Source organism: Mucilaginibacter lappiensis, from assembly GCF_900155965.1.
Lineage (GTDB): Bacteria > Bacteroidota > Bacteroidia > Sphingobacteriales > Sphingobacteriaceae > Mucilaginibacter > Mucilaginibacter lappiensis.
This window is the reverse complement of record NZ_FTMG01000018.1, coordinates 130,181-148,429: the sequence shown is the minus strand read 5'-3', so window position 1 is coordinate 148,429 and position 18,249 is coordinate 130,181. Positions and strand designations below refer to the sequence as shown.

The 18,249-nt window shown below is 41.5% G+C and carries 13 protein-coding genes; 9 read left to right on the top strand and 4 right to left on the bottom strand.

Annotated elements, in window-relative coordinates; genetic code table 11:
- Positions 1-159 precede the first annotated feature (159 nt).
- The 3 genes from BW976_RS25310 to BW976_RS25300 all read right to left on the bottom strand — a co-directional run bounded on the left by BW976_RS25310 (position 160) and on the right by BW976_RS25300 (position 3,717).
- Positions 160-753 (bottom strand): DUF4468 domain-containing protein, encoded by a 594-nt coding sequence (locus BW976_RS25310; protein ID WP_076377813.1) that lies wholly within the window; start codon positions 751-753, stop codon positions 160-162.
- A 93-nt stretch (positions 754-846) separates the two neighbouring features.
- A complete protein-coding gene (locus BW976_RS25305; RefSeq protein ID WP_076377811.1) occupies positions 847-1,884 on the bottom strand; it encodes a porin in 1,038 nt (345 codons plus the stop codon).
- A 210-nt stretch (positions 1,885-2,094) separates the two neighbouring features.
- The gene (locus BW976_RS25300; protein WP_076377809.1) at positions 2,095-3,717 is read right to left on the bottom strand and encodes an ammonium transporter; all 1,623 of its coding nucleotides are present in this window, start codon (positions 3,715-3,717) and stop codon (positions 2,095-2,097) included.
- A gap of 595 nt (positions 3,718-4,312) precedes the next feature.
- Here BW976_RS25300 and BW976_RS25295 point away from each other — a divergent pair.
- The 3 genes from BW976_RS25295 to BW976_RS25285 all read left to right on the top strand — a co-directional run bounded on the left by BW976_RS25295 (position 4,313) and on the right by BW976_RS25285 (position 8,905).
- Positions 4,313-6,487: a glutamine synthetase III family protein gene (locus tag BW976_RS25295; protein WP_076377807.1), complete on the top strand. Its 2,175-nt coding sequence runs from the start codon at positions 4,313-4,315 to the stop codon at positions 6,485-6,487.
- A 387-nt stretch (positions 6,488-6,874) separates the two neighbouring features.
- Positions 6,875-8,053 (top strand): AIR synthase-related protein, encoded by a 1,179-nt coding sequence (locus BW976_RS25290; RefSeq protein ID WP_076377805.1) that lies wholly within the window; start codon positions 6,875-6,877, stop codon positions 8,051-8,053.
- A 153-nt stretch (positions 8,054-8,206) separates the two neighbouring features.
- Positions 8,207-8,905 (top strand): sterol desaturase family protein, encoded by a 699-nt coding sequence (locus BW976_RS25285; protein WP_076377803.1) that lies wholly within the window; start codon positions 8,207-8,209, stop codon positions 8,903-8,905.
- Between the two features lie 109 nt (positions 8,906-9,014).
- On the opposite strand, the gene BW976_RS25280 is transcribed toward BW976_RS25285, so the two are convergent.
- Complete coding sequence (locus tag BW976_RS25280) at positions 9,015-12,368, bottom strand: TonB-dependent receptor (protein WP_076377801.1); 3,354 nt, start codon at positions 12,366-12,368, stop codon at positions 9,015-9,017.
- 361 nt (positions 12,369-12,729) lie between these two features.
- Here BW976_RS25280 and lpdA point away from each other — a divergent pair, with 361 nt between their 5' ends.
- The 6 genes from lpdA (at position 12,730) to BW976_RS25250 (ending at position 18,169) form a co-directional block, all read left to right on the top strand.
- Entirely contained in the window at positions 12,730-14,121 is a 1,392-nt protein-coding gene (lpdA, locus tag BW976_RS25275; protein ID WP_076377799.1) for a dihydrolipoyl dehydrogenase, read from the top strand.
- Positions 14,122-14,359: 238 nt separating this feature from the next.
- Positions 14,360-15,199, top strand: coding sequence for an MBL fold metallo-hydrolase (locus BW976_RS25270; RefSeq protein WP_076377797.1), 840 nt, complete (start codon positions 14,360-14,362; stop codon positions 15,197-15,199).
- Positions 15,200-15,437: 238 nt separating this feature from the next.
- Positions 15,438-16,298, top strand: a complete 861-nt coding sequence (locus BW976_RS25265; RefSeq protein ID WP_076377795.1) for a sigma-70 family RNA polymerase sigma factor — start codon at positions 15,438-15,440, stop codon at positions 16,296-16,298.
- A gap of 167 nt (positions 16,299-16,465) precedes the next feature.
- Entirely contained in the window at positions 16,466-17,191 is a 726-nt protein-coding gene (gene nfi, locus BW976_RS25260; protein WP_076377793.1) for a deoxyribonuclease V, read from the top strand.
- Positions 17,188-17,529, top strand: a complete 342-nt coding sequence (locus tag BW976_RS25255; protein ID WP_076377791.1) for a hypothetical protein — start codon at positions 17,188-17,190, stop codon at positions 17,527-17,529. The genes nfi and BW976_RS25255 overlap by 4 nt, the downstream gene beginning before the upstream one ends.
- Positions 17,504-18,169: an ATP-binding cassette domain-containing protein gene (locus BW976_RS25250; protein WP_076377789.1), complete on the top strand. Its 666-nt coding sequence runs from the start codon at positions 17,504-17,506 to the stop codon at positions 18,167-18,169. Before BW976_RS25255 ends, BW976_RS25250 begins: the two co-directional genes overlap by 26 nt.
- Positions 18,170-18,249: the final 80 nt, after the last annotated feature.

Below are 18,249 nucleotides of genomic sequence, written 5' to 3'. Positions count from 1 at the left end.
GCCACACTGCGCGACTCCCAAAAATAATTCTTCTAAACCAATAAATCCTTAAATCCAGCTGTCATTGCAACCTACAGAGGCCCCGGATTTTAATTCTCAGAATGACAAAATCAATTTACTTTTTTCCTAAATTGTTCGTCATTCTTTCAAAACTACTCACTACCACTCCTTGGTCGATATTTTATTGATCTTTTTCTGCTCCTTAGGTAAAGCTGATATTTTAAGCATGTATGATTTCAGCACCCCGCCCACTTTACGACTATTCAGCAATATGCGGTTTAAAAACTCCGCAACATCGCGCTTATCCAGTTTATCTTTGGCTTTTTCCATAGGGATAGTAACACCCGGCATAGGCTCATAAACATTGTAACGGTTGCGCTGATAAGGAACATATACAAAATCGGTAAACCAATACCTGTATTTATTATCCTTTACCTCAACACGCAGTGTATAAGTTATCTCGCCATCTTCATGGGTGGTCACAAATGATTTTTTTGATACCAGGAAACCACTGCTGCCTACCAGCACACCCTGCGCTTTATCGGCAGTTGATAGCTTTAGTTTATCTTTAGGATAGGCCGACTTAAAAAAGTAAAGTCCCCTGCTATACAAAGTATCTGCACTCAAGCCCTCCTGGGCAACCGTTTGATAATAGATATACTTATCATTTTCATCAAAAGCCAGCGAATCTTTTTGAGCCGAAGCACTTTTCGCAAACAACACACAAACAAGTGCTATCAATATATTTTTCATTTTGTACTTTATTAAGTTGAGCAAGAACCCAAAGATAAAAGCCGTCCCGGTAATAGGAACGGCTTTTACAAAAAGAATTGAAATTTATTTTCTTTAGAATGCGTAAACCGCGGCTAACACAAATTGCGAAGCTTTATTGGTTGATACGCCGCTGCTGTTAACAAAAGGCGCATAGAATTTATCGCTCTTGTTATCAAACCGAAGCTCTGGTATCAGCGTTAGCGGACCGGCCTTGATATTAGAAGTCACGGTGATCGCTTTTACATCACCACCATCGTTTTTCACTTTAAAGTACTCACCACGTAAACCAAAGCTCACAATTTTTGATACTGCCAACTGAGGATATAAGGCTACACCACTAAAACCACCACCATCATGCGGAGCAGAGAAAGTAGCGCCGTTTAATCCTAATTTAAAGGCATCGGTTATTTGGTAAGCAGTGGTCAAATCAAACTCTGTTCCGGAATAAGAGCCGGTTAATAAATTCAGATAAGCAGTCCAGCCTTTAACCGGGGTTACCACCAATTGAGCGCCAAAGGTTGATACATCACCAGATGTTGTAGTACTAGCGCCTACGGTTCTGTATGATGAATAAGCATTCCAGTAGTTATTAAAAATACCGGCCATTAAACTTACTTTATCAGAAAAAGCATAAGTGGCCTTTAAACCCGCATTCTGGAACGGACCATTGGTAAACAGATACGAAGTTGAATAGTTATAGTTACCCGATGGCGCTATTACCTCATAACCAACAAATGTAGCCATGTAACCTGCGGTTAAGTTAAACTGATTGGTAACATCGTATGATACATACAGGTTTTGGATATGGTAATTCGGGTTTGGGATTGACTGATCATTTCGCGGACCAAAAGACAATTCGCCCACAAACGAAGCTTTGCCTACCTTTTTCTTCAAACCCAGATCGACCATACCTATCGAAACCGAGTTCTGATCAGACGCAAAGCTGGTTGGTATATTAGCATGCTTAGAAAAATCATACTTATAATAGGCATCAACCGATCCGGTAATGGTCAATGGCGGATCCGGCGCTGCAGTTTTTGTGGTGTCCTGTGCTTTCACTGTAAAAGCCGCGATAGAAAAGAAACATAATAGTAAAGCTGTTTTTTTCATGATAACGATTTAATTGTTGATAAATTTGGTTTGTTAATTTTTTTGATTTAAAACACTGATATACAAATAGTTATTACCTTACAGGATCCTTTATTGTCGGCATAAAAAATCCCTGTGCAGTTGGCGATGCCATTGCATTAAAGCCACACACCAACCACACAAGGTATTACAGATCCCCGACCGGGGATCTGTATTGTTATTTATTCGTTCTTAAACTTCAGAAGTCGATTTAACCCCATTATCAAAAAGACCGCTTAAGCTGATCTCTTCTTCCTGGGCTGGGTAAACCTCGATACCGTGATCAAACACATCGATACCACCTAAACCGGCTTCACCGTGCTCTTCGATACGTAGTTTCCATGGATTTGGCAATTTATTCAGGATGTACATCATCCCAAAGGTTACAATAAACACCGAAGCCGTAATAGTAAAACTACCTATAGCCTGGGCCTTCAATACGCCAAAACCACCACCGTAAAACAAGCCTGCAACCGGGGCTGAATTGTCTGCACCGGTTGGGCCTGTGGCTCCAAACTGGCCAGATGCAAATAAACCTAATGACAAAGTACCCCAGATACCGGCAAGACCGTGTACTGAAACCGCACCAACCGGATCATCGATACGGAAATACTCAATAATATAAACACCTGCAAATACTACGAAGCCGGCAACACCGCCAAGCAAAATAGCACCAAGTGGGCTTACCCAATAACAAGGACAGGTAATAGCAACCAAACCACCTAAAAATCCATTGATAGTAAAGGCCAAATCAAATTTACCCTTTGTTGGCCCCCACCATAGCGCGGCAAGCATAGCGGCAAAACCACCGGCACAGGCAGCAAGAGTAGTGTTAGCAGCCACGCGGCCAATACCCTGCATATCCATTGCAGACAGGGTTGATCCCGGGTTAAAACCATACCAGCCAAACCATAATATAAAACCACCTACGGCAGCTACCAATAAGTTATGACCGGCAGGTAATCCGCCTTTTTCTTTATCATCACGGGCAAATATTCTACCTAACCGCGGGCCTAATACCATAGCGCCAGCCAATGAAGCCACACCACCAATAGTATGCACCACAGTTGAACCTGCAAAATCACGGAAAGGCTGACCTAATGTTGGCAAGAAACCGCCGGTAGCTCCCATGGTAGCCAAAAAACCATCCGGACCCCAGGCCCAGTGACCAATTATTGGATAAATAAAGCCTGTAATACCTATACTGTATAAAATATCGCCACGGAAACTGGTACGACCGATCATGGCACCAGATACAATGGTTGAGCAAGTATCGGCAAAGGCATACTGAAATATCCAGTGAGCCAAAAGCGGAATACCGGTTGCACCATAAGTAGCCGGAGTGTTTTGTAAAAAGAACCAGTTAGTAATGGTTTTGCCATCGGCGCCTAGGCCACCCCAGCCAATAAAACCATTACCGTTACCAAACATAAAGGCATAACCTATTGCATAAAACAATAACCCGCAAAGGCATGTATCAAAAATACACTCCATTAAAACGTTAACCGTTTCTCTTTTACGGGCAAAGCCAGCCTCAAGCATCACAAAACCCGCCTGCATGCCAAAAACCAAAAATGCAGCAACCAGCGTCCATACCGTATTAACGGTATTGATGAGTGCTGTTTCATGAGCGGTATAAGTGTCGGCAGCGTGAGCAGATGAGCCTAATAAGCCAGGCAAACTGATCATGGCTACCAATACCAGCCCTAAACCAATCATCTTTCCTGTTAAAATGGTGGCTCCCAGCGCCCATTTTTCACGTGACAGTTGTCGGACTGCACTCAGGAGGTTGTGTTTTGTTGAACTTACTTTCATTTGTCTTTAATTTAGTTTGATTGTTTTTAAAAGTTTAATTTAGTTTGATTGTTTATATAATTAAGCTTGATTGCGGGGTTAAAATCCAACAAAAACATCATCAATCTTCACAAATTCTGAATTTTAACGTTTTAATTATTGATAATTTTATAAAAAATACAATAATTACGATGTTTCTGTAAATTATTTTCTGAAATTATGTAGTTATTTTAATAATAACAAATTTTTAACGATAAAATAACGTTAACAAATGCAATATTTATGAAAATTGTAAATCAAAAGTAAAAAATGCACTAAATTTTGATGATTTTGAAATTTAATTCATTAATAAATCGATATAAATTCTTTCAATGGAAAATTTTTAGATTTTTTTCAGAAAAAAGTTCTATTTTTTGTTTTTTTAGAGTAAAAAATAGAGGAAAAACTTCTAAAAATTCAATTTAAGCCAAAATAAAGGCATCAAAAGAGCATTTTTCAGGATATTCATCTTTTTAGGTTCATCGGCTACTCACATCATATTTCCTTTAATTTTTGTGCATATTTTAAATGATAGTTCTATTTTTGAAAGTTGACCTTTATTTTAACCTCATATCTTATGTCTAACATCCGATTTAAAGCACTACAGGACGTTCTGAGCAGAACCATCCCCGAAGTGAAACCACCTTCTTCAAAAATTTCAGATTACTTTGGCGCCAATGTTTTCGATAAAAAGAAAATGAAGGAATATCTTTCCACCGAAGCTTACCAGGGCATCATTAACTCTATTGAAAAAGGTGAACCAATTCCACGCGACCTGGCCGAGCAAATTGCTGCCGCCATGAAATCATGGGCATTGGGTAAAGGAGCAACACATTATACGCACTGGTTTCAGCCGCTTACCGGCACCACTGCCGAAAAACATGACGCTTTTTTTGAACCCACTGCCGACGGAGGCGCTATCGAGCGTTTTTCGGGCGATGCATTGGCGCAACAAGAGCCAGACGCGTCGAGCTTTCCAAGTGGCGGTATCCGCAATACTTTTGAGGCCCGTGGTTATACTGCCTGGGATCCATCATCACCTGCATTTTTGATGGCCCGTACATTATGTATACCAACCGTATTTGTATCCTATACCGGCGAAGCGCTGGACTATAAAGTACCTCTATTAAAAGCGCTGAGTGTTTTAGATAAAGCCGCTGTAGATGTTTGCCATTATTTTGATAAGGGCATTGAAAAAGTAAATGCTTCATTAGGCATCGAGCAGGAATATTTCCTGGTTGATATCGCCTTATTTAATGCGCGTCCAGATCTGTACTTAACCGGCCGTACGTTGTTTGGTCACATATCGGCTAAAAACCAACAACTGGAAGATCATTATTTTGGGTCGATACCTGGACGTGTATATGCATACATGCAGGATATGGAAGCCGAGGCTTTATTACTAGGCATACCTTTAAAAACACGCCACAATGAGGTTGCTCCTTCGCAATTTGAGTGCGCCCCAATTTATGAAGAAATAAACCTGGCCATTGATCACAATCAGTTATTAATGGACGTGATGGACCGTGTTGCCCGTCGCCATAACTTTAAAGTATTACTACACGAGAAGCCTTATGCCGGTATTAATGGTTCGGGTAAACACAATAACTGGTCGTTAATAACCAATACAGGTAAAAACCTGCTATCGCCAGGCAAAACCCCCAAGAACAACTTGATGTTCCTTACCTTCTTTGTAAATACTATCAAAGCGGTTTATGAGCACGCCGACTTACTGCGGGCATCTATATCCTCGGTGAATAATGACCATCGCTTAGGTGCTAACGAAGCTCCTCCTGCCATTATCTCTATTTTCCTGGGCAGCCAGTTGAATGATGTACTGGACGAGATAGAAACCTCCAGAATTAGCAAAAAGATCAAAGAAGATAACCTGCTTTGGCAGGGCATCCCTAAGATTCCGCAGATATTGCCCGATAATACCGATCGTAACCGTACCTCGCCTTTTGCCTTTACCGGTAATAAGTTTGAGTTGCGTGCCGTGGGTTCGTCGGCAAATTCTGCCAGCCCAATGACGGTATTAAACTTGATTGTTGCCGATCAGCTTAAAAAATTCAAGTATGATGTAGATAAACTGATCAAAAAAGGCGAGAAAAAAGATCTGGCGCTGTTAATGGTGATTAAAAGATACATCAAGGAATCCAAAAACATCCGCTTTGAGGGCAATGGCTATAGCGATGCCTGGGAAAAAGAAGCCGAAGCAAGAGGCCTGGCCAACATTAAAACCACGCCAAAAGCGCTGGATGCTATGCTGTCTGAAAAAACCGATATCCTTTTTGCAGAAACCGGCATATTCACCCCTCGCGAAGCGCATGCCCGTCATGAAATTTTGCTGGATGCCTTTTATAAGAAACTCCAGATAGAAGCACGCGTTATTGGCGAGCTGGTACTGAATGTGATCATCCCAGCGGCTATTGCCTATCAGTCCAAACTGATCGAAAACGTGAAGGGACTCAAGGATCTTGGTTTAAGCTCTGATACTTACGCCGCTCAACTGGACATTATCACCAAAATATCCGAACACGTTAACTTTATTAAAACCAACGTGGAGCAAATGGTTAATGAACGCAAAAAAGCCAATGTGATTGAAGATTTACGCCAACGTGCCATTGATTATGACGAAAAGGTAAAATCATTTTTCCAACCTATTCGCTACCATGTAGATAAATTGGAGCAACTGGTTGATGACACCCTGTGGCCACTGCCAAAATTCAGGGAACTGTTATTTATAAAATAGACAAGCACGGATTGCCCAAATTTGGGCGAATTTCACGAATTATCAGAAGAGAGTCGGCCAATGCCGACTCTCTTCTTTTGGAGTGTAACTCAAACTGGCGTGTGGCGTCGACACACCCCGCCCACGCTTTGTGCCAAAAGAAAATCAAGTTGTCATTCTGAGCGGAGGGAAGAATCTACTCTGCTACTCACAAAGTTCAATAATAGATTCTTCGTTCCTCAGACTAACAATCCCCTCTTTGCGGTAGGAATGTTGGGCATAGCGATGACAGGGCGAGTAGACACCACCCGCCAATTGGAATTACTCTCTTCTTTTTATACCCAATCGACATTTGTGTAATTCGCATAAATTCGTGACAATTAGTGTCAAAATCATTAGTTTTGCGCCATGGTTCCTTCACAACGTTATGATCAACGTGGCGTATCTGCCTCCAAAGATGATGTACACAATGCAATAAAAAATATCGATAAAGGTATTTTCCCACAAGCTTTCTGCAAAATTGTACCGGATATATTAACCGGCGACGAAGCCTATTGCAATATTATGCATGCCGATGGCGCGGGTACCAAATCATCCTTAGCTTATACTTACTGGAAAGAAACCGGCGACATATCTGTATGGCGCGGCATTGCACAGGATGCTATTATCATGAATCTGGACGACCTGCTTTGTGTGGGCGCTACCGATAATATCCTCCTTTCATCAACTATTGGTCGTAATAAAAATCTGATTCCTGGTGAAGTGATTGCCGCCATTATTAACGGTACAGAAGAAATATTAAGCGAACTGCGTGATGCCGGTATTGGCATTTACTCCACCGGTGGCGAAACCGCAGATGTGGGCGACCTGGTGCGCACCATTATTGTAGACTCTACCGTTACCTGCCGTATGAAACGGGAGGATGTAATATCCAATCACCGCATCCAGCCCGGCGATGTGATAGTTGGCTTAGCCAGCTACGGACAGGCTAATTACGAAAAAGAATATAACGGCGGCATGGGCTCTAATGGCCTAACTTCCGCACGTCATGATGTATTTAACAAGACTATAGCTGATAAATATCCCGAAAGCTATGATGCAGCTATTCCTTATGAACTGATTTTTAGCGGCAGTAAAAACCTGACAGATAAAATTGATATAGGCAACAACCAATCGGTAACAGCAGGTAAGCTGGTATTGAGCGCTACCCGTACCTATGCCCCTATCATCAAAAAAATGCTCGATGCTTACCGAAGCCAGATACATGGCATGGTACATTGCAGTGGTGGCGCACAAACCAAAGTGCTTCATTTTATTGAGAACCTGCACATTATTAAGGATAATCTTTTTCCGGTTCCACCGCTGTTTAAGCTCATCCAGGAGGAATCAAAAACCAGCTGGCAGGAAATGTACAAGGTTTTCAATATGGGTCACCGTATGGAGCTTTATGTACCTGAGGAGAGCGCTGCCGAACTGATAGCCATATCGCAAAGCTTTGGCGTCGAAGCGCAGATCATCGGTCGCGTTGAAAAAGCGGACACCAAAAAAGTAACGGTAACATCTGAGTTTGGGGTATTTGAGTATTAATAAGAATCAAGAGATTAGAGTCAAGAATCAAGACCGAAGACTCACCTTCGTATAAAAACCATATTTCAATAATTGCGTTTTAGAGACTACCAACTATTGTTGCTTTTTCTTGTATCTTGATTCTTATATCTTGACTCTCAAAAATACTCGCCTATGCTCAGGTTCCTGTCGGCACAATCATCTTTTAACCTTTGGGTGATATTTTTGGCCGAGAACCTGTTGGTTACCGTACTGGCTTTGCTATTTGGCTGGTTGGTACTTAAATTAAATCACAAACCGGTTAAGGCTGCATCCCGTAACGAGATACTCATTTGCATTTTAACTAATGTTATTAATACCGCGATAACCTATGCTGGTTTCTGGCTTTGGCAACATGGCTATATCCTGTTTAGTTATGCCCTATCCTGGCGTATCCTCTCAGACTTTGTAGCGCTTTTTATGCTGATGGACCTGGCCATGTTTCTGTTTCATTATGCCATACACCGTTCTATATTTTATAAAGCTATTCACCAGTTTCATCATCATTATGCAGATCCAATCCCTATTGATCTGTTTGTACTGCACCCGCTCGAAACGGTAGGTTTTGGTTCACTATGGCTCGTGATCCTCCTGTTATTCAGCTTTAATTTTTACGCGGTGTTTATTTACCTGGTGGCTAATGTATTTTTTGGCATTATGGGGCATTTAGGAATAGAACCTATCCCTGCAAATATCCAAAAAATGGTTCCCTTTAAATATTTAGGTACATCATCTTTCCATCATCAGCATCATTTAAATATCAACCACAACTTTGGCTTTTATACCAACATTTGGGATAAGCTTTTTGGAACCTATAAAGGCTTGGGGGAGTAAGGATAAAGGGAAAAAAGAGCAAAGACTCTGGGATAATAAATATAAAACAAAAAGCCCGGCCAAATTGGCCGGGCTTTTTGTTTTATTATTCCTGTTTCAGGAGAAACGATTAGTTAAATATATATCTAACACCGATTTGAGCCTGGAAACGTGAGAACTGGCTGGGATCTGTTTTGTATGAGTTGGTAACAGGTATCTGATTATTTGCATCAAGATAAGGGAATGAATAAGTTGCCTGTTTTTGACCTTGTGCATTTTGTACTGTACCCATATACCTTAACACGGTTGTTCCACCATTGTTAAAGCCACTATATGATACTTGTTGGTTACCCCAGTTACGGTTTAACAGGTTAGTAAAGTTAATTACGTCGAAAGTAACTTCAATGGTGTTTTTAGTTTTACCTGACTGTACGAAGAAATCTTGTGCAAAGTGTAAGTCAACTCTTTTATAAGTAGGTAATATAGCACCGTTTCTTTGCGCAAATTGACCTCTATGCTGGCTCAGGTATGGATCCTGGCTGATAAAATTATTTAACTGAGTCCAGATCTGAGCAGGTGTACGTGTATCTAAAGTTCCGTTTGCTGCCTTAGGGGCCGCAACCAGGATAAGATCACTTTGATTTTTAGGGATGTACATCAAATCGTTAGTAGCACCATCACCATTAGGGTCATTAGCAGTAATGTATGATACAGCGCCGTTGTTGGCGGCCTCAAATACTAAACCAATGGTCGAAGCCAGGTTTTTAGCATATTGCTTGCGGTATGATACGGTTGCAATGATACGGTTTGGCTGAACGTAAGAACTGTTTGACAGGTTATCGGTGTTCGGGTTACCGGCAACATACCTGGTACTCCAGATAGTACTTGCAGTTGAACCACCATCATTAACATCTTTTGATTTGGTATAAGTGTAAGCTATACTGGCGGCAAAACCGTTGGTAAAGCTTTTTTGTAACTGACCGGTAATAAAGTATGAAAATCCTTTGCTGGTATTTTTCATATAATATAAACCGGTAATTGATGGGTTTTGAGCAGTTGCGTTAGCCGCTGACGGGGTGGTATTTTTTGAATCATACTGAATTTGCCCTTCAGGACCCGCCAAAGTGGTATAGCCATCAGACAGTACTAAGTTCTGGTGATAGATAGCACGGATATCTTTGGCATAAGAACCTTCGATGGTACCGATGATGCCGCCAGGTAATTTCTGATCAACAGCAAAATTTGTTCTCCAGATTTTTGGATATTTCAGGTTAGGGTCGGCAGCATCAAGCTCGTACGAAGTATTGGCCTTTGCATTTGTTGGACGATTTGCGTTAACATTTGGATTGAAAACCAATCTTGGATCGCCAGGAGAGTTTTTCTGAGTAACAGTGGTAGAACCAAATAACAAACCATTGTTTGATGCCTGGTTAGATATCCATACAAATGGAACCGGACCAGTAAATAAGCCAGAACCACCACGTACCTGGGTAGAACCGTCGCCATTTACATCCCAGTTAAAACCTACACGAGGTGAAAGCTGGATCCTGTTTTTTGGCAATTTAGAAACGTCAACATGGGTACCACCCTGAAAAGTAAGCGCAGCAGCATTAGGATTAGGATCCAAAGATGAAGGGAAAGCATTATAATCAGCTCTTAAACCATACGTTAACCTGAAGTTATCAGTAACGTGGTATTTATCCTGTATGTAAAGGCTATAGATAGAAGCTTTGATCTTAGCTAACGGCAAATTGCTACCTTGAGCTGCATAGCGCAAAGTATACGCTTGAGCAGGTAAACCATTAATAAAGTCAGAAGCAGAGTTATAGGTATATAAACCATTGTAATCAGGAGCAAAACCGTTAGTATAGCTCTGGATCTGGTTGCTGGTACCGATAGTGAACTCATGTTTACCAGAATAGATGGTAAAGTCATCAGCAAACTGCCATATGTTGGTGCTTAATAAGTTACCTGCTGTATAAAGCTCAGAACCAAAACTGGTTGCTGTAGCACTTGCAGGAGAGGTAACAACGCCATTAGCATCAGAAGCACCGTTGCCAATATCAACCATTGGTAATGAACCATTACCCAGAAAATTACGGAAGTCTCTTAATGCAGAGTAACCTACAGTAAGTTTGTTTGACATGGAATTGCTGATACGGCTATTTAACTCAACTATACCAATATTAAAGTTATTGTTAATGGTATAACCCGAACCATAAAAAGGCAAGGTATTTGGACCTGGTGCGCGGGTGGTACCATAACCTACACTGGTTGTACCATCGCTGTTAGCTATACCAGAGTTACTGGCCGGCTGATCTTTAAATGATTTTAAGTAGAAGTACTTAGCACTTAAAGTATTATTCTTGTCGATGTTCCAGTCTAACTTAGCGGTTAACTTGTTGCTTGAGGTTCTGTAAACATAGTTTTCATATGCTCCCGGATCATAACCATAGCTGGCAAGCTTCGCTTTAATAGCATCTAATGTGCTGGCCTGAACAGCTGACACGTTTGAACCGCTTAAACCCGGACGACCGGCAACGTAAGCAGTTGCGGGTGGCTGGCTTATTCTTTCCTGTTCACCAGAAACAAACAAGAACAATTTATTTTTGATGATTGGGCCACCTACAGCAACACCATCGGTATGGTAATCAAACGGAGTGATTGGTACATTGGTTGTACCTGCATGGTAACCTGTTAACCTGGTACCACGACCATAATAGTAAACAGTACCCTTTACTTCGTTGGTACCCGATTTTACTACAGTGTTAACACCGGCACCGGTGAAGTTACCCTGACGCACGTCATAAGGAGCAATATCAACCTGGATTTGATCAATCGCATCAAGAGAAATAGGCTGTGAACTGGCCTGACCACCCAAAGTGCTTGATAAACCAAAAGAGTTGTTGAATAATGCACCGTCAACAGTTACGTTATTATAAGCTCCGCTACGGCCACCGAAACTATTAAAAGTACCGGTTGAATTTGCTGATGGAGTTAATTTGGTAAAATCCTGTAATGAACGTGCAATGGTAGGCAGGTTGTCAATTTGCTGGCGGCTGATGGTTTCGCGGGCACCGGTACGTGATGAGTTAATCACTTTACCTTGCGATCCGGTAACCACTACCTCTTTTAAAGAGGTTAAATTATCTTCCAGTTTGGTATTGATCTTTTGATCCTGACCAATTGAAAGGATGATACCCTCTTGAACAAAGTTTTTGTACCCAACAAAACTTACTTTATAGGTGTACGGCCCACCTACTCTTAAGTTTGGAATGTTGTAACGGCCATCTGCGCGGCTTACTGTAGCGTATACAGTACCAGTTGGCACGTGGGTAATGGTTACGGTAGCGCCCGGAATGGCACCCTTGGCATCGGTAATAATACCGTTTATATTGGCTGTTGTAACACCTTGTGCAAAGGCGTTCCTGTTAAGAAACATAAAACCGGCCAATAATAATAAAAGAAGTAAAGGCTTCCTCATAAATTGCTTTTTTAATTATACTTTAAGTTGATTAGCCGCAAAGATAAGTAATAGCCTGATTGTCAATGTTAATTTTATGTTAACAATTATTATATATTTTTCAACAGTTTCATTCAATCATAACATCAAATACAAGTAAATTGATAGATATTATATAATATTGATAATATTCCTCCTGCTTATCTGTACAATTAGCATCTGATTGTAAATAATATTACCAGGGTCGTTACCTCCTCTATTCTATTTTTGCTTTTCAGCCCTTTTACTTAGCTTTGGGCCATTAAAATTAACGCCGGTGTGTACAACACGGTTTAGCTTTAATCCGTACAAAGCGAAAATTTAAATTATACATCATTAAAATATGGACTACGATTTAATTGTTATAGGATCAGGCCCGGGTGGTTACGTAGCAGCTATCCGCGCTTCCCAACTTGGTTTAAAAACTGCTGTTGTTGAAAAAGAGTCAGTAGGCGGTATATGTCTTAACTGGGGTTGTATCCCTACTAAAGCCCTGTTAAAAAGTGCCCAGGTGTTTGAATACATTAACCATGCTGCCGATTACGGTATTAATGTAAACGGTACAGGCGAGGTAAATTTTGAATCGGTTATTAAACGTAGCCGCGGTGTTGCCGATGGCATGAGCAAAGGCGTTCAGTTTTTAATGAAGAAAAACAAGATCGATGTAGTGCTTGGTTTTGGTAAATTAAAATCAAAAGGTGTTGTTGAAGTAAAAGCCGCAGATGGTTCAACCAAACAGATCACCGCTAAAAATACCATACTGGCCACAGGCGGTCGCTCACGCGAATTGCCTAACCTGAAACAGGATGGCAAAAAAGTAATCGGTTACCGCGAAGCTATGTCATTACCAAAACAGCCAAAATCAATTGTGGTTGTTGGTTCTGGCGCTATCGGTATCGAGTTTGCTTATTTCTATAACTCTATCGGCACTAAAGTTACCGTAGTAGAGTATTTGGATAACATTGTTCCTTTAGAAGATGAAGAAGTTTCAAAAGGGTTAAACCGTATCCTGAAAAAACAAGGCATCACCATTATGACCGGTGCCAATGTGGAGTCTGTTGACAGCAGCGGCGAGCTTTGCAAAGTAAACGTTAAAACTGCTGCCGGTGTTGAAGTATTGGAAGCCGAGGTTGTATTATCAGCTGTGGGTATCTCCACCAATATCGAAGGCATTGGCCTGGAAGAAACCGGTGTAAAAACCGACAAAGGCAAGGTATTGGTTGACGATTTTTATCGCACCAATGTGGAAGGTATATTTGCTATTGGCGATATCGTAAAAGGTCAGGCATTGGCACACGTAGCCTCCGCCGAAGGTATCATTTGCGTGGAGAAAATTGCAGGCCACAACCCAGAGCCTTTAAATTATAATAACATCCCGGGCTGTACATATTGTTCACCGGAGGTAGCCTCTGTAGGTTATACAGAAAAAGCAGCTAAAGAAGCCGGTTACGAAATTAAAGTTGGTAAATTCCCATTCTCAGCATCGGGTAAGGCCAGTGCTGCTGGCGCTAAAGATGGTTTTGTAAAACTGATATTTGATGCCAAATATGGCGAATTCCTGGGCGCGCATATGCTGGGTTATAATGTTACCGAATTGATTGCCGAAGTAGTTACCGCTCGCAAGCTGGAAGCTACCGGTCATGAAATCATTAAATCGGTACACCCGCACCCAACCATGAGCGAAGCCGTGATGGAAGCCGCTGCCGAAGCTTACGGCGAGTGTATACACTTGTAGTTGTAAGTCAAAATTCAAAAATAAAAAGTCAAAAGCCGGTTGCGTATATAGCAGCCGGCTTTTTTAATTCAAAAGTTAAAAGTCAAAATTCAAAATTCAAAAGCGATTCGTTTTACAAATAACAAGTTTTTGCCCTTGTATCAATAGGAGTTGAAATTTTAACTTTTGAATTTTTAATTTTGACTTAATCAGTTCAGGACGGAGCTTTTGACTTTTGAATTTTTACTTTTGACTTACTATGAAACTCCACACGATAGATACCGGATTTTTTAAATTAGATGGCGGCGCCATGTTTGGTGTGGTACCCAAAACCATCTGGAACAAAACCAACCCTGCCGATGACAATAATCTTTGCACCTGGGCCATGCGCTGCCTGCTGGTAGAGGATGGTAAACGGCTCATACTGATCGATACCGGCATCGGCAATAAACAGGACCAAAAATTCTTCAGTCATTATTACCTGCATGGCACTGCCACTATTGACAGTTCACTGGCAGCGCTTGGCTTTCACCGCGATGATATTACCGACGTGTTTTTAACCCACCTGCATTTTGATCACGTTGGCGGTGCGGTACAACGCGATGGTGAAAACTTGCTCCCGGCTTTCAAAAACGCGATTTACTGGAGCAATCCACAGCATTGGGACTGGGCCGTAAACCCCAACGAGCGCGAAAAAGCATCATTCCTGAAAGAGAATATATTACCCATACAACAAAGCGGGCAATTACAATTTGTGGATAGTAAGGATGGAGTAAAGTTTACAGAAAATTTTCACATACGCTTTGTTTACGGCCATACCGACGCCATGATGCTGCCATTGATCAGTTATAAAGACAGAAAGATACTTTATATGGCAGATCTACTGCCATCTGTCGGCCACCTGCCACTCCCCTATGTGATGGCTTATGACATGTTCCCGCTTAAAACCCTGGGTGAAAAGAAACTATTTTTAAATGAGGCCGTGGATCAGGAATATATTCTGTATTTTGAACACGATCCTGTTAATGAATGTTGTACATTACAACAAACGGAACGTGGACCAAGGCTAAAAGAGGCATTTAAATTAAGTGATATTTAATAAGTGTTTTAAGAACACCGCAAAAATCATACCGCTTGCAGGTTTAAACAATTAATATTTAAAAAATGAACAATTTGTTAACATTGAAATAACTAATCACTCATAATCAGTCACTTATAATTGCAATTTGCGATGTATTTTTTTTTCAAATACAACTTGCAATTATATTTTTTTAGAACAATTTTATAACTTTGCACGTTCTGTACTGAATAGAAAGTACCGAAGGTTTATTAAATAAATGAGACAACTCAAAATAACGCAATCCATTACCAATCGCGAGTCACAATCGCTGGACAAATATCTTCACGAGATTGGTAAAGTTGATCTGATAACTGCCGAAGAAGAAGTAATATTAGCTCAAAAGATACGCGAGGGCGACCAGGCGGCTTTGGAACGATTAACCAAAACCAATTTACGCTTTGTGGTGTCTGTTGCTAAACAATATCAAAATCAGGGTTTAACGCTGGGCGATTTGATTAACGAAGGTAACCTCGGTTTGATCAAGGCTGCCAAACGTTTTGACGAAACCAAAGGTTTCAAATTCATCTCCTACGCGGTATGGTGGATTCGCCAGTCGATCCTGCAGGCTATTGCAGAGCAATCACGTATTGTGCGTTTGCCGTTAAACCAGGTTGGCTCATTAAGCAAGATCAGTAAAGCGTTCTCCAAACTGGAGCAGGAATTTGAGCGTGAACCTTCGCCGGAAGAGTTAGCCGATATCCTGGAAACTACAGTTGATAAGATCTCTGACACTTTGAGTAACTCTGGTCGCCATGTATCTATGGATGCGCCGTTTGTACAGGGCGAGGAAAATACGCTGCTTGACGTACTCGAAAACCAGGAACCCAATACCGATTCCATACTGATCAACGAATCGTTATCCGAAGAGATCAAACGCTCACTTTCAACCTTAACAGAACGCGAGCGCGAAATCATTGTACTGTTCTTCGGCCTGGGGACCAATCACCCGCTTTCATTAGAGGAGATTGGCGAGAAATTTAATCTTACCCGTGAGCGTGTGCGCCAAATTAAGGATAAGGCACTACAACGTTTACGTCACACTTCCAGAAGCAAAATATTAAAATCATACCTTGGTTAATCTATAGCTCGCAACAATATTTAAAAGCCACCGGTAAACCCAGTGGCTTTTTTTGTTTTGGCATAAAAAGACACATGTAATGGGTCTCTACGACCAACTTAACTGTAGAGACACATTACATGCGTCTCCTATACAAACAAACCACCCCCATCTCACGTTCTTAAACCATGCAACCCTCCCGGTATGAAAACCTTACAGCAGCGCAGGCTATCGCTTACCAGCACGAATTGCGCAGACAGATCGATCTTACACCACTGAACAAACCCATCCAAACTATTGGCGGTGCCGATATTTCATTCAATAAATACTCGGAGGTGGTATACGCCGGCATCGTGCTGTTCAATTATCCCGAATTAAAGGTGATCGGCACAGCAACCGCTATTAGCAAAACCAAATTTCCTTATATCTCGGGCCTATTGGCTTTTCGCGAAGTACCGGCCCTGGTGGAAGCCTGGAATAAACTGGAAATAAAGCCCGACCTCATGGTTTTGGATGGCCAGGGCATCGCTCACGAACGCCGCACCGGCATTGCCACCCATTTCGGACTGATAACCAACACGCCAGCTATAGGCAGTGCTAAAAGTCGCCTTACAGGCCGCTATGACGAGCCCGGTAACAAACCATTTGACCAAAGCCCGATGTATGACAATGGCGAGGTAATCGGCATCGCTCTGCGTAGTAAAATCAATTGCAATCCCATTTATATTTCGCCGGGGCACCGGGTGAGTATGGGGCAAAGCGTCGACATTATTAAAAACTGCATCCGTGGTTACCGTATCCCCGAGCCTATCCGCCAGGCACACCTGCTGGTTAATAAAATACGGATTGAAGATGGCGACAACAATAATCGGCAGATTAATCTGTTTGATTATAATCACCGATTACCGTATTGAAACGTTTAGGCATCCATACCTTCCAATTTTACCGGCTGCTCCTGCTGTACAATATAGCATTTACTGTATTGGCGCTGTTTCTTTTAATTTTCAATGCGGGAAGCATTAACGCCGGAACGGTTGTAGTTCTATTGATATCTGCCAAAATAATTGGGTTCATATCCGCATTGGCTCTTCATTATTTTTCGGCCAAAGAAAACTACTTTTATTTCCGCAATGCCGGCTATGGCATAAAGCGCATGTTCATCAGCACTTTTGCCATTGATCTTTCTATCTGTGTATTATTGATCATCTTATCTAAAATCATATTACATGCAGCCACTTACTTTAAAGGTTGACAGCGTTCAACTGGAATTTGATGGCAGAATGATCTTGCAGGATGTTTACCTGGACTGTAAACAGGGCGAGATCGTGGGGCTGCTTGGCCGCAATGGCTGCGGAAAGTCATCTTTGTTACGTATCATATTCGGTATTTTAACGCCGGGGTTTAAGCATGTAAGTATCAACGATCAGTACATATCCAAGGGGTATCACCAAACACGAATAGCTTATCTGCCTCAGCATAATTACCTGCCGCGTGGTATCCCGATAGAAAAACTGGCTAAGAATTTTATCGATCCTGTTTTCTGGGATGAATTCAGCAGTTTGGATATATACAAGGACCATTTTAATAAAACTGTAGGTCAGCTATCAGGTGGAGAACTCCGGCAGTTGGAAACCCTGATGATCATTTACAACAAGGCCGATTTTATTTTGCTGGATGAGCCCTTTACTCATATTTCGCCTATTCAGGCCGAACTGTTTAAACCCATCATCAAAAGATGCGCCCAACACAAAGGTTTTATTATTACCGATCACCAATACCGCAATATTATTGATGTAAGTGACAGGATCATCCTGATCAGTGATGGCAGTACCAAGCACGTTAAAAGCAAAGAGGATCTGATCACCTGGGGCTATGTGAGCCATTTAGATTAACATTTTTCCCAATAATTATCATCCATTAATCGAATATAATTACCGATATTCCGTTATGTTGATGTGATTTAATATTCACA

Coding starts and splice junctions, on each gene's coding strand:
- BW976_RS25310 (WP_076377813.1), bottom strand. CDS start 753: ATGAAAAATATATTGATAGCACTTGTTTGTGTGTTGTTTGCGAAAAGT.
- BW976_RS25305 (WP_076377811.1), bottom strand. CDS start 1,884: ATGAAAAAAACAGCTTTACTATTATGTTTCTTTTCTATCGCGGCTTTT.
- BW976_RS25270 (WP_076377797.1), top strand. CDS start 14,360: ATGAAACTCCACACGATAGATACCGGATTTTTTAAATTAGATGGCGGC.
- BW976_RS25250 (WP_076377789.1), top strand. CDS start 17,504: ATGCAGCCACTTACTTTAAAGGTTGACAGCGTTCAACTGGAATTTGAT.
- BW976_RS25280 (WP_076377801.1), bottom strand. CDS start 12,368: ATGAGGAAGCCTTTACTTCTTTTATTATTATTGGCCGGTTTTATGTTT.
- BW976_RS25265 (WP_076377795.1), top strand. CDS start 15,438: ATGAGACAACTCAAAATAACGCAATCCATTACCAATCGCGAGTCACAA.
- BW976_RS25290 (WP_076377805.1), top strand. CDS start 6,875: ATGGTTCCTTCACAACGTTATGATCAACGTGGCGTATCTGCCTCCAAA.
- BW976_RS25285 (WP_076377803.1), top strand. CDS start 8,207: ATGCTCAGGTTCCTGTCGGCACAATCATCTTTTAACCTTTGGGTGATA.
- BW976_RS25300 (WP_076377809.1), bottom strand. CDS start 3,717: ATGAAAGTAAGTTCAACAAAACACAACCTCCTGAGTGCAGTCCGACAA.
- lpdA (WP_076377799.1), top strand. CDS start 12,730: ATGGACTACGATTTAATTGTTATAGGATCAGGCCCGGGTGGTTACGTA.
- BW976_RS25295 (WP_076377807.1), top strand. CDS start 4,313: ATGTCTAACATCCGATTTAAAGCACTACAGGACGTTCTGAGCAGAACC.
- nfi (WP_076377793.1), top strand. CDS start 16,466: ATGCAACCCTCCCGGTATGAAAACCTTACAGCAGCGCAGGCTATCGCT.